This window comes from Mycobacterium sp. 050128, assembly GCF_036409155.1.
Taxonomy (GTDB): Bacteria; Actinomycetota; Actinomycetes; order Mycobacteriales; family Mycobacteriaceae; genus Mycobacterium.
The window spans coordinates 1,868,990-1,882,670 of the sequence record NZ_JAZGLW010000001.1 but is presented as its reverse complement, the minus strand read 5'-3'; the positions used below and the strand labels follow the sequence as shown (position 1 = coordinate 1,882,670).

1 protein-coding gene (only partly in view) is annotated in these 13,681 nt (G+C 67.2%); it reads left to right on the top strand.

What is annotated here, in order from left to right; translation table 11 throughout:
* Positions 1 to 13,681, top strand: the end of a protein-coding gene (locus SKC41_RS09080) for a non-ribosomal peptide synthase/polyketide synthase (RefSeq protein WP_330977323.1). It extends 17,474 nt beyond the left edge of the window; 13,681 of the gene's 31,155 nt are visible here — the last part of the coding sequence; the start codon falls outside the window, past its left edge; its stop codon occupies positions 13,679 to 13,681.

Sequence of the window (13,681 nt, the reverse complement as noted above, 5' to 3'; positions counted from 1 at the left end):
CGTGCCGATCGGAGCGCCGGTATCGACCGCGGCCCTCTTCGTCCTCGACGGCTGGTTGCGCCCGGTATCGCCCGGTGTGGTCGGCGAATTGTATGTGGCCGGTGCGGGCGTGGCATGTGGATATCTCGGCCGCACCGAATTGACCGCATCCCGATTTGTCGCCTGCCCTTACGGACAACCGGGCAATCGGATGTATCGCACCGGAGACTTGGTGCGCTGGCGCGCCGATGGCCAACTCGACTACCTGGGCCGTGCTGACGATCAGGTCAAGATCCGCGGCTACCGCATCGAACTCGGCGAAATCCAAACGGCCCTGGTCAGTCTCGACGGCGTCGAACAGGCCGTAGTGATCACCCGCGAGGACCGCCTCGGCGCCAAACGGCTCGTCGGCTACGTCACCGGATCCGCGGACACGGCCGCGCTGCGCAGCGCACTGGTCGAGCGGCTGCCGTCTTACATGGTGCCGTCCGCGTTGGTCGCGCTGCAGACACTGCCGCTGACACCCAATGGCAAGCTCGACATCCGCGCCCTGCCCGCACCCGAATATCAAGGCATCGGTGGCGATTACCGCGCCCCATCCACCGCGATCGAGGAGATCCTGGCCGGCATCTATGCGCAAGTCCTCGGCGTCGAACAGGTCGGTGTCGACGATTCCTTCTTCGACCTCGGCGGCGATTCGCTGTCGGCGATGCGCCTGATCACCACGATCAACTCCGGCCTTGACGCGGGCCTACAGGTGCACACCCTGTTCGACGCCCCGACGATCTCCCGGCTGGCACCGCGCATCGGAACCGGCCGAGGATGGCTGGAGCCATTGGCGGCGGGGCGGCGACCCGCGTTGGTGCCGTTGTCCTTTGCCCAATCCCGCTTGTGGTTCCTGGATCAGCTGCAGGGGCCGTCCCCGGTCTACAACATGGCGGTCGCATTGCGGCTGTCCGGTGGCCTTGATGTCGACGCGCTGGGAGCCGCGCTCGGCGATGTGGTGACCCGGCACGAGAGCTTGCGGACGCTGTTTGTGGCGCCGGACGGCGTCCCCCAGCAGGTGGTGGTGCCCGCGGAGCGCGCCGAGTTCGCCTGGCAGGTAGTCGATGCCCGTGACTGGACCACGACGAAACGGGAGGCGGCGTTCGAGGCCGCGGCGGGCTATACATTCGACTTGACGAACGAGATCCCGTTACGGGCAACTCTTTTCCACCTCGCCACCGACGAGCACGTACTCGTCGGCGTTGTGCACCACATCGCTGCCGACGGCTCTTCAGTCGCCCCACTGGTACGTGATCTGGGCGCGGCGTACGCCGCGCGGTGTGCCGGACAAGAGCCGGCCTGGATGCAATTGCCGGTGCAATACGCCGATTACACGCTGTGGCAGCACGCGCAGTTCGGTCGTCTGGACGACCCCGCCAGCCCCATCGCGACCCAGCTGTCCTACTGGGAAGGCGCCCTCGCCGGAATACCCGAACGCTTGACGCTTCCCACCGATCGGCCCTACCCGGCGGTGGCCGACCAGCGCGGCGCGACCATGGACGTCGAGTGGCCGGCCGAATTGCAGCAGCAGGTGCGCACGCTGGCGCGCGAGCACAACGCGACCAGCTTCATGGTGGTGCAAGCCGCCCTCGCCGTACTATTGGCCTCCGTCAGCTCGAGTTCCGATGTGGCCGTGGGCTTCCCGATTGCCGGACGCCGGGAGGCGGCGCTCGACGAGCTGGTAGGGTTCTTCGTCAACACCCTAGTGCTGCGCGTCGAGGTCGACGGCGATCCCACCATCGCCGAGCTGCTGGCCCAGGTACGCCTGCGCAGCCTGACCGCCTACGAACACCAAGACGTACCCTTCGAAGTTCTCGTCGAACGCCTCAACCCCACCCGCAGCCTCACGCATCACCCGCTGGTCCAGGTGATGCTGGGCTGGCAGAACCTGTACGGTGACGATCCCGCCGCCGCGCTGGCGTTGGGTGATGTCCGGGCCACCCCGCTGCCGATCGACACCCACACCGCGCGAATGGATTTGGCGTTCTCGCTAGTTGAACGTTGGACCCGCGCCGGTGAGCCGGCCGGTATCCGCGGAACGGTGGAGTATCGCACCGACGTATTCGACGCCGACAGTATCCACACCTTGATCCGGCGATTCGAGCGGGTGCTGGAAGCCGTCACCGCCGACCCAACCCGGCGGTTCTCCTCGATCCGGTTGCTGGACGTTGGCGAGCGCGCCCGCCTCGACGAGATCGGCAACCGCGCGGCATTGACCCGGCCTACCGCGGCCGCGAAGTCCATCCCGGCACTGTTCGCCGCACACGTGGCCCGCGCACCCGAAGCGGTGGCAATCACCTTCGACGGCGACTCGTTGACGTACCGCGGTCTCGACGAGGACTCGAACCGGTTGGCGCACTTGCTGACTGCAAACGGTGTGCGGGCCGGACAGTGTGTGGCGCTCGTGCTGGAGCGGTCGGCCGAGGCGATCGTCGCGATGCTATCGGTGCTGAAGACGGGTGCTGCTTACCTGGCGATCGACCCGGCGCTGCCCGACGCTCGAATCAGCTTCATGCTCAGCGATTCCGCGCCGTCGGCCGTGATCACCACCCGGCAACTGCTGCACCGGTTGGACGGTCACGACCTCGCAGTGATCAGCATCGACGACCCCGCCGTGGGCATTCAGCCCGGCACCGCGCTACCGGCGCCGTCGGCCGACGAGATCGCGTATCTCGTCTACACCTCGGGTACCACCGGTACTCCCAAGGGGGTGGCGGTCACGCACCGCAACCTCGCGCACTTGGCGGAGTCGACGCCGCGAGAGCTGCCGCGCGACCAGGTGTGGACGCAGTGCCACTCGTATGCGTTCGACTTCTCGGTGTGGGAGATCTGGGCGGCCCTGCTCGGCGGAGCCCGGCTGGTGGTGGTGCCCGAGGCGGTGACGACCTCACCGGACGACTTCCACGCCCTGCTCGTCACCGAGCGAGTCAATGTTCTGACCCAAACTCCCTCTGCGGTAGCGGCATTGGCGTCACATCAGTTGGAGTCGACGGCGCTGTTGCTCGGCGGGGAGCCGTGCCCGGCCGAGGTGGTGCGGCAATGGGCGCCCGGCCGCGTGGTGATCAACGCGTACGGCCCCAGCGAGGCCACCGTGTACGCGTCGATGAGCGCGCCGTTGACGCCGGATACGGCGGTGGTGCCAATCGGTGCGCCGGTGTCCACGGCGGCGCTGTTTGTCCTCGACGGTTGGTTGCGCCCGGTGCCCATTGGCGTGGTCGGCGAGTTGTACATCGGCGGTGACGGCGTGGCGTGCGGATATCTCGGACGAGCCGGGCTGACGGCATCACGGTTCATTGCCTGCCCGTTCGGTGGACCGGGATCGCGGCTGTATCGCACCGGAGACCTGGTGCGCTGGCGGGCCGACGGACAGCTGGACTACCTCGGGCGGGCCGACGAGCAGGTCAAGATCCGCGGCTACCGGATCGAACTCGGCGAAATCCGTTCAGCGCTGGCCAGTTTGGAGGGCGTGGAGCAGGCGGTCGTGGTCATCCGCGAAGACCGACCCGGCACTGCCCGCCTGGTCGGCTACGTCACCGGCACCGCCGACCCGGCTCGGATACGCGCGGCGCTGGCCGATCGGCTGCCGCCGTACATGGTCCCGTCGGCACTGGTGCTGATCGACGCCCTGCCGCTGACGGTCAACGGGAAACTCGACACCCGCGCCCTGCCCGCGCCGGAGTACCGCGATGTCGATCGCTACCGCGCCCCTGGCAGCGCGACCGAGGAGATCCTGGCCGCCATCTACGCCCAAGTCCTCGGCGTCGAGCGGGTCGGCGTCGACGACTCCTTCTTCGATCTGGGCGGCGACAGCATCTTGTCGATGCAGGTGGTTGCACAGGCCCGGGCAGCCGGTGTGCTGTGCCGTCCGCGTGACATTTTCGTCGAGCAGACGGTCGCACGGCTGGCCCAGGTTGCCAGTGTGGCCGGCGAAAATGCCATCGCCGATGACGGCACCGGGCCCGCGGTGGCCACCCCGATCATGCGCTGGCTGCTGAACATCGACGGTCCGGTCGAGGATTTCAATCAGGCATTGGTGGTGCAGGCACCCGCCGCGGTGACCGAGGACGACGTGGTGGTGGTGCTACAGGCGTTGCTCGATCGGCACGCCATGTTGCGGTTGCGCGTCGATAGCAACGGGTCCCTGGAAGTACCCGAGGTCGGATCGGTGAATGCCCGCGCGTGCCTGGACACCGTCGGCGAACTGTCCGAAACGGCGCTGGCCGACGCACGAGCGCGGTTGAACCCGGCCACCGGGACCATGCTGAGCGCGGTGTGGGCGACCTCCACCGGTCAGCTGATGCTGATCATTCACCACCTTGCCGTCGACGCGGTGTCGTGGCGAATCCTGTTGGAGGACATCAATATCGCTTGGGGTCAGCGGCACAACGGGCAACCGATCACACTACCCGCGGGCGGAACGTCGTTCGCCCGGTGGTCGTCGCTGTTGGCCGAATACGCCCGTACCACGGAGGTCGTCGAGCAAGCCGACGCCTGGGCACGTGCGCTGGCAACCCCGGCCGCAATTCCCACGCCCGACCCCGGGCTCGACACGTATGCCAGTGCCGGCCAGATGGGGGTGGAGCTGGACACCGATACCACCCGGATGCTGCTGGGGGAGGCGCCCGCGGCGTTTCACGCCGGCGTGCAAGACGTTCTGTTGATCGCGTTCGCAATGGCCTGGGCGGAGTTCCTGAACACCGGCTCGCCGATCGGCATCGACGTCGAAGGCCACGGCCGCCACGAGGAACTGGCCGATGATGTGGACCTGTCGCGCATCGTGGGCTGGTTCACCACCAAATACCCGGTGGCACTGAGCGTTGGCAGCCTCAACTGGGCGCAGGTGCGCGCCGGCGACCCACCGCTGGGTGCGCTGATCAAGGACGCCAAAGAACAGCTACGCGCGCTGCCCGACGGGCTCACCTACGGGCTGCTGCGCTATCTCAATCCCGAGGTAGACCTGACCGGGGCCGACCCGGCGATCGGGTTCAACTATCTTGGGCGACTCGGCGGCGCGACCGAGCTCTCCGACGACTTGTGGCAGATCAGCCAAGACGGACTCGCAATGGCCGCGGCGTCCTCCGCGATTCCAATGCCGTTGGGGCACACCGTCGAACTCAACGCCAGCACGCTGGACACCGACGCCGGACCACAGCTGCACGCCACTTGGACCTGGGCGCCCTCGGCAATCGATGAGTCGCAGATCAGGCGGCTCAGCCAGCTGTGGTTCGACGCCCTGGCGGGAATCTGCGCTCACGTCCAACGCGGCGGAGGCGGACTGACGCCGTCCGATATCGTCCCGGCGCGATTGAATCAGCAGCAGATCGACGAGTTGTGCCAGCAGGACCGCACCGCAGATATCCTGCCGCTCACCCCGCTGCAGCAAGGACTGCTGTTCCACGCCAACACAATTCACGGCAACGCCGACGATGTCTACGCAATGCAGCTGGCCATCACCATCACCGGGCCGCTGGACCCCGACCGGCTGAGCCGCGCCGTACACACCGTGGTCGGCCGGCACCCAAACCTGGCCGCCCGCTTCTGCCGCCAGTTCGACGAACCGGTCCAGGTCATCCCGGCCGATCCGGTGCCGGCGTGGCAATACATCGAACTCGGCGACGATGCGCAGTCCGTCGAGCGAGTGTCTGCGGCCGAACGTAGCGCGGTCTGCAATCTGACTGAGCCGCCGGCATTCCGGGTGGCATTGATCCACACCGCCAAGGATCGCCATCGACTGGTGCTCACCAACCACCACATCGTGCTCGATGGCTGGTCGCTACCGATCCTCGCGCAGGAGATCTTCGCCAGCTATTTCGGGCATCGGCTCCCCGCACCCACGCCCTACCGCCGGTTCGTCACCTGGCTGACCGAGCGAGACGTCGGTGCCGCGCAGGCGGCCTGGCGAGAGGCGTTCGCGGACTTTGAGATTCCCACCCTGGTGGGACCACCGGCGCGAATCGGGCCGGGGCGCAGAGCGGTACAAACATCTCGGGTCGGCGAGCAGATGACCCAGTCGCTGAGTGACCTGGCTCGCGCACATCACACCACGCTCAATACGGTGTTGCAGGTCGGCTGGGCACAGCTGCTGATGTGGCTGACCGGCCAGCACGACGTCGCGTTCGGCACCGCGGTCTCCGGCCGTCCCACCGAGCTCCCCGGCGCGGACTCGATGGTGGGCCTGCTGATCAACACGGTCCCGGTGCGGGCCAACTGCACGCCGCTGACCACCACCGCCGATCTTCTCAACCAACTGCATCGCGCCAACAACGACACCCTCGAGCACCAGCACCTGGCGTTGTCTGAGATCCACCGCGTCACGGGTCACGACCAACTCTTCGACACCCTGTTCGTGTTCGAGAACTACCCCGTCGATGCGGCCACCCTTGCCGGTGTCGACGGGCTGGCCATCACCGAGATGACCGCGCGCGAATACAACCACTACCCCCTGACGCTGCAAGCCATGCCCGGCAAGGAACTCGGGCTGCGCGTCGAGTACAACACCGACGTCTTCCCCGCGGACAGCATCGGCACCCTCATCCTGCAACTGCACGACGTACTCCTGGCCATGACCACCGAACCCACCCGCAGGTTGTCGTCGGTTCAGCTTTTGGACTTCGACGAGCAGGCCCTGATGGACGAGGTCGGCAACCGGGCGATGTTGGCCCGACGCGCGGCCGCGCCGGCGTCGATTCCCGAGTTGTTCGCCGAGAACGTGCAACGCGACCCGGACGCGGTGGCGGTGAGCTTCCAGGGACGCTCACACAGCTATCGGGAGCTCGATGAGGCCGCTAACCGGCTAGCCCACCTGGTGGCCGGCCACGGCGCCGGCCCGGGACAGTCTGTGGCACTGCTGTTTACCCGCTCACCCGAAGCCATTGTCGCGATGCTCGCGGTGCTCAAGACCGGAGCGGCCTATCTGGCGATCGACCCGGCCCTCCCTGACGCGCGGATCGGGTTCATGCTCGCCGACGCCGCCCCGGTCGCCGCGCTCACCACCGACGATCTGCGCCCGCGACTGGACGGCTACGACGTATCGGTCGTCGACGTCAACGACCCCGTCGTGCACACCCAGCCCGCCACCGCGCCGGCGACACCCTCGCCCGACGATATCGCGTACCTGATTTACACGTCCGGCACCACCGGCGTTCCCAAAGGTGTTGCGGTCAGTCATCGCAACCTGGCCCACCTGGCCAGCTCGACGCCCGCACACCTGCCGCTGGCACAGGTGTGGACGCAATGTCACTCCTATGGTTTCGACTTCTCGGTGTGGGAGATCTGGGCCGCCCTGCTCGGCGGCGGACGACTCGTCGTGGTGCCGGAGGCGGTGGCCGCCTCACCCGAGGACTTCCACGACCTACTCGTCAACGAACATGTCACGGTGCTCACCCAAACCCCCTCAGCCGCAGCGGCATTGACGCCAGGCCGATTGGGTTCGGTGGCGGTACTGTTGGGCGGGGAAGCCTGCCCCGCCGACGTCGTGGACCAATGGGCGGACGGCCGCGTGGTGATCAACGCCTACGGCCCCACCGAAGTCACCGTCTACGCCTCGATGAGTGCGCCGCTGACGGCGGGTTCGGGGGCGGCGCCCATCGGCGGACCGGTTTCGACCGCGGCGCTGTTCGTGCTTGACGACTGGCTACGCCCGGTCCCCATCGGCGTGGTCGGCGAGTTGTATGTCGCCGGCGACGGCGTGGCATGCGGATACCTGCACCGGCCGGGATTGACGGCATCCCGATTTGTGGCCTGCCCCTTCGGCGAACGCGGGGCACGGATGTATCGCACCGGCGACCTGGTCCGTTGGCATCCCGACGGACAGCTGGACTACGTCGGGCGCGCCGACGAGCAGGTCAAGATCCGCGGCTACCGTATCGAGCTCGGTGAAATCCAAACTGCGCTGGCCAGTTTGGACGGCGTCGAACAAGCCGCCGCGATCACCCGCGAGGACGCGCCCGGTGCCACCCGCGTGGTCGGGTATGTCACCGGAACCGCCGACCCCGCCGTGCTGCGAAATGCGTTGGCCGACAAGCTGCCTGCCTACATGATCCCCACCGCCATCGTGACAGTCGAGACATTGCCGTTGACCACAAACGGCAAACTCGATATCCGCGCCCTACCGGCGCCGGACTACCACGACCCCGGCAGCTACCGCGCCCCCACCAACGCCGTCGAGGAAATCCTGACCGGCATCTACGCCCAAGTCCTGGGACTCGAGCGCGTCGGCACCGACGACTCCTTCTTCGACCTCGGTGGCGACTCCCTCTCGGCGATGCGCCTGATCACCGCCATCAACTCCGCTCTCGACGCCGGCCTCGAAGTCCACACCCTGTTCGATGCACCCACCATCGCCCGGTTGGCGCCCCGCATCGGCACCGACCAAACCGGCCGGCGTAAGCCGCTCATCGCAGGCCAGCGGCCGGCTCTGGTTCCGCTGTCATTCGCGCAATCCCGGTTGTGGTTCCTCTACCAGTTCGAGGGCGGGGTCGCGACCTACAACATGCCGACCGCGTTCCGGATCAGCGGGCCACTGGACATCGAGGCCCTGGATGCGGCCCTCGACGACGTGATCGCGCGCCATGAATCGCTGCGCACCATCTTCGTCGAAATCGACGGCGTGCCATACCAGGAGGTACTACCGGCCACCGCGGGAATGTGGCGGCGCGGCCGCGACGCGGTGGTACCGCTGGCGCGACACCACATGGTCTCCGAAATGGTGGCACTGGCGAAGTACCGGTTCGATTTGTCGGCCGAGATCCCGATTCGTGCGCAGATCTATTCGGTGACAGCCGAGGAATACTACGTCGGGATTGTGGTGCACCACATCGCCTTTGACGGATGGTCGCTGGCGCCGATGGTAAGGGACATCGGCGAAGCCTATCGGGCGCGACGCCAGCACCGGAACCCGCAGCGAGCGCCGTTGTCGGTGCAGTACGTCGACTACACACTTTGGCAGCGCGAGCAATTCGGTGATCTGGCCGACGCCGACAGCCCGATCGCCGCCCAGCTGGCCCACTGGGAACAGGCGCTGGCCGGCATGCCCGAGCGGTTGCAGCTGCCCACCGATCGGCCCTACCCGCTGGTCGCCGACTACCGCGGCTCCCACGTGGCGTTGGAGTGGCCGGCCGAGCTGCAACACCGTATCCGCCAGATCGCCCGCGAGCACAACGCGACCAGCTTCATGGTGATCCAGGCCGCCCTGGCGGTGCTGCTGTCGGCGGTCAGTGCCAGTTCCGATGTGGCGGTAGGCTTTCCGATCGCCGGGCGACGTGACCCCGCGCTCGACGAACTGGTCGGCTTCTTCGTCAACACCCTGGTGTTGCGCGTCGAGGTGACCGGGGACCCGACCTATGCCGAGCTGCTGGCACAGGTACGTCGACGCAGCCTTTCCGCCTACGAGCACCAAGACGTACCCTTCGAGGTCCTCGTCGAGCGCATCAATCCCACCCGCTCCCTGACTCATCACCCGCTGATCCAGGTGATGCTGGCCTGGCAGAGCGCCCCGGGACACCAGGTCGACTCCCCCACCGGATTGGCCCTCGACGATCTGCAGGTCGCCCAGCTGCCGATGGACACCCAAACCGCCCGAATGGATTTGGTGTTCCACCTCGCCGAACACTGGGACGACGCCGGCGACCCGGCCGGGATCGGCGGGACGGTCGAGTATCGCACCGACGTGTTCGACGCGGCCACCATCAGCTCGCTGATCGAGCGACTGCAACGGGTGTTGGTGGCCATCACCACCGACCCGACCCAGCGGTTGTCATCGGCGGATCTCCTTGAGCCCGAAGAGTATGCCCGCCTTGACCATTGGGGCAACCGGGCGGTGCTGAGCCAGCCCGCCTCGGCAGCCGCGTCGATTCCGCTGCGCTGGGCCGAGCAAGTCGCGCGCACGCCCGGCGCGCTGGCCGTCACCTTCGCCGGCCTGTCGATGACCTATCGGGAGCTCGAGGAGGACGCGAACCGGTTGGCGCATCTGCTAACCGCGCACGGGGCAGCCCCGGGACAGACTGTGGCGCTGCTGTTTACCCGGTCCGCCGAGGCGATCATCGCGATCCTGGCGGTGCTGAAAACCGGGGCGGCTTACCTGGCGATCGATCCGGCTCACCCCGACGCCCGGATCGGATTCATGGTCGCCGACGCCAAGCCGGTCGCCGCGATCACCACCGCCGCGCTCTCCGGCCGCCTGGACGGGCACGACCTGGCGGTCGTTTCGGTCGACGATCCCCGCATCTCCGGCTACCCCGCTACCCCACTGCCGACGCCGGACCCCGATGACATCGCCTACATCATCTACACGTCGGGCACCACCGGCACTCCCAAGGGTGTCGCCGTCCCGCACCGCAACGTGACCCGGCTGCTGTCCTCGCTGGAGGGGGAGCTGGAGATGAAACAGGCTTGGACACAATGTCATTCGCTGGCTTTCGACTTCTCGGTGTGGGAGATCTGGGGGGCGCTGCTCTATGGCGGCCGGCTGGTGGTGGTGCCCGAATCGGTGGCCCGCTCGCCGGAGGACTTTCACGCGCTGCTGGTCGCCGAACGTGTCGGCGTGCTGAGCCGAACCCCGACGGCGTTCTATGCGCTGCAAACCGCCGATACGCTCTCCCCCGACCTCGCCAAACAGCTGGAGCTTCAGACCGTGGTGTTCGGCGGTGAAGCCCTTGAGCCACAACGTCTTCGGACGTGGTTGCAGAAGCATCCGCGCTCGCCACGACTGATCAATATGTACGGAATCACCGAGACGACGGTGCACGCCTCGTTCCGGGAGCTCGTCGACGGCGACGTCGACAGCCCGGCCAGCCCCATCGGCGGGCCGTTGGCGCATCTGGCGTTTTTCGCGCTGGACAACTGGTTACGCCAGGTTCCGGTCGGCGTGGTCGGTGAGTTGTACGTGGCCGGTGCCGGGCTGGCCGACGGATATGTGCGCCGGCCGGACTTGACGGCGTCGCGGTTCCTGGCGTGCCCCTTCGGTGGGCCGGGAACACGGATGTATCGCACCGGCGACCTGGTGTCCTGGAGCGCCGACGGGCAGTTGCGGTATGTCGGGCGCGCCGACGAGCAGGTCAAGATCCGCGGCTATCGCATCGAACTCGGCGAGATCGAGAATGCCTTGCTGGACTGCCCGCAGGTCACCCAGGCCGTCACCACGGTGCACCACGGCAACGCCGGTGAAAACCTCGTCGCTTACCTCACTCTGCGGCGCACCAGCAGCGCCGACCACGACGCCGAAATCGTCGGCCAGTGGCAAGACGTGTACGACGACCTTTACGAAGGCCAAGACGCGGTGCCGCAATTCGGCATGGATTTCCGCGGCTGGAACAGCAGCTACACCGGTGAACCGATTCCACTCGAGGAGATGCACGAGTGGCGTGCGGCCACCGTGCACCGGATCATGGGCCTGCGGCCGCGCCGGGTACTGGAGATCGGCGCCGGTTCCGGGTTGCTGCTGTCGCAGATCGCCCCGCACTGTGAGCGCTATGTCGCGACCGATATGTCGGCGGTGGCCATCGAGAACCTCACCCGTTCGCTGGAGCGGCTGCAGATCCCGTGGCGTGATCGGGTTCAGCTGCTGGCCCGGCCCGCCCACGTCACCGAGGGATTGCCCCCCGGCTACTTCGACACGATCGTCGTCAACTCGGTCGTCCAATACTTCCCGAACGCGGCATATTTGGCCGACCTGATCGACAACGCCATGGAGCTGCTCGCGCCGGGCGGCGCACTCTTCCTCGGCGACATCCGTAACCACGCCCTGCAAGACGCCTTCCAAACCGGGGTCGCCCTCGCCCGCACCACCACCGCCGACGTCGCCGAGATCCGCCAGCGGGTCCACCGCGCCGTGGTCAGTGAACCTGAATTACTCTTGGCCCCAGACTTTTTCACCACCTGGGCCGCCGACCACCCGTGCGCTGCCGGACTCGACATCCAAGTCAAGCGCGGGATGGCCGACAACGAACTCAACCGGTACCGCTACGACGTCGTCATCCGCAAGACCCCCGGACCGGTACTTTCCATGGCCACCGTGCCCACCTGGACGTGGACCGAATGCGTGGGCCTGCTCGGCCTGCATACCCGGCTGGCCTCGCAACGGCCCGCCGCGGTGCGCGTCACCGGGATCCCGCGGGCGGGACTGGCCGGCGACGTACGCATCGAACGCGCGCTGGCCGACGGGCTCCCGTTGTCCGATGCGCTCACCCCGCCCACGCCTGCCCCCGACAGCGTCACTCCCGAACAGCTGCACCGCCTCGGCGAAAACGCCGGCTACCACGTCGCGGTCACCTGGGGCGGCGAGCCGGGCACCATTGACGCCGTCTTCCTCGTCCCCGCCGGCTCCGGGCTGACCGACCTCTACCTGCCCCGCGCCGGGGCCCACCAGCGCAGCGCGCACGCCAACAACCCGAACACCAACATGGAGATCAGCGCGGTGCGCCAGCGGTTGAGCGCGCGGTTGCCCGAGTACATGGTGCCGGCGCAGATCGTGGTGCTCGACGAGTTCCCGTTGACCTCGTCGGGCAAGATCGACAGCAAGGCGCTTCCGGCGCCGGTGTTCGCCGCCACGCCATTCCAGGCCCCGCAAACCGAGACGGAGCAGGTCATCGCGGGGATCTACGCGCAGGTCCTGGGGATCGAGCGGGTCGGAGTCGACGACTCGTTCTTCGACCTCGGGGGCGATTCGCTATCCGCGATGCGGGTGATCGCCGCGATCAACGCCGCCCTCGACGTTCACCTTCCGGTGCGCACCATGTTCTACGCCCCGTCGGTGCGAAATCTCAGTGAGCAGCTCGGCGCGCAGGACAGCGCCGCGGAGGTGGTCGGAGTCGAGGTCTTCCAGGAGGGCAGCGGCGCACCGCTGTGCTGCATTCACGACGGCCTCGGACTGAGTTGGGCGTATCGCGCGCTGGGCGAGTACGTGGATTGCCCAATCGTCGGGATCAACCAGATCTCGGACGACGGCGAAGCCGAGCCGGCTTCGATTCGCGGCATTGCGGCAAACTACGCCGACCGAATCCAAGCCCGCTACCCCGACGGGCCCTACAAGCTTCTCGGCTGGTCGTTCGGCGGCGTCGTCGCCCACGAACTCGCGATCGAACTGCAGCGACGCGGACGCGTCGTCGAGAGCCTGGTGCTGATCGACCCGGTGTTCAGCGCCAACAAGCTCGTCGCGAGACTCACCGCCAACCGGGCCATCGCAAAGAATCAGACGCTGGATGAAAGCCAAATCCTGGAACACATCTTGCGGACCAATCGGATCGACGTTCCCGTGCAGTCCGGGCCGCTGGGCTACCGGCAGGCCGAGGAATTGGTCCATCAGCACGGGGCTGAGATCCCACTGCCGCCCCAGCAGCTGCTGGAGTTCATGGTGCACAGCGTCCAGACCAACCAGCGACACCTACTGGAGCACGTGCCCGGTGTGTTCGACGGCGACATGGTCATCTTCTGCGCCGCCCGGGCCAGAACCGACGACGGGCAGGCAAGGTCACGGTGGCGCGGCCTGCGAACCGGGCGAGCCGCGCGGTCCCAGCAGCGGCTTTGGCGACCCTATGTCGCCGGAGAAATCGCCATCTACTCGGTCGACAGCACACATCTTGAGATGCTGACCGCCGATGCGCTGAGCACGTACGGCGAACAACTCGGGCTCTATCTGCACACCAGGGTGACGCAGCGCTGA